A 419-nucleotide genomic window follows, 5' to 3' on the forward strand; every position below is an offset into this window, starting at 1 on the left:
ATCTTGAAGCGCGGATCGGCGATGCGCGCCTGCAGCCCGCCGTCGTCGGTGAGCAGCAGCAGCCCCTCGCTGTCCGCGTCCAGCCGGCCGGCGACGTACACGCCGGGCAGATCGATGAAGTCCTTCAGCCCGCGCCAGCGGCCCTCGGGCGTGAACTGGCTCAGCACGCCATAGGGTTTGTGGAAGCGCAGCAGGCGCGCGGGCGCGGCGGATACCGGCTCCCGCGCGGCCCGTGGCAGGGAGAGCGCGCCCGGCCCGCGCCCCGCGCCTGCGGGCCGCGATGGCGGTGGCGGAGTGCGATGGTCGCGGCGCGTCATGCGGGCAGGAACAGTGCCGGGTCCACCATCGTGCGGTTCAGCATCACGCCCCAGTGCAGATGAGGCCCGGTGACGCGCCCGGTGGCGCCCACCTTGCAGAAC

Annotated in this window: 1 protein-coding gene; it reads right to left on the bottom strand. The window is 73.7% G+C overall.

Annotated elements, in window-relative coordinates; translation table 11 throughout:
- Positions 1 to 317, bottom strand: a 317-nt coding sequence (locus tag AC066S_RS39650; protein WP_478272039.1) for a pseudouridine synthase family protein, incomplete at its 3' end; no start/stop codon positions are given.
- Positions 318 to 419 lie beyond the last annotated feature (102 nt).

This window comes from Bradyrhizobium sp. CFUWI (assembly GCF_056429085.1).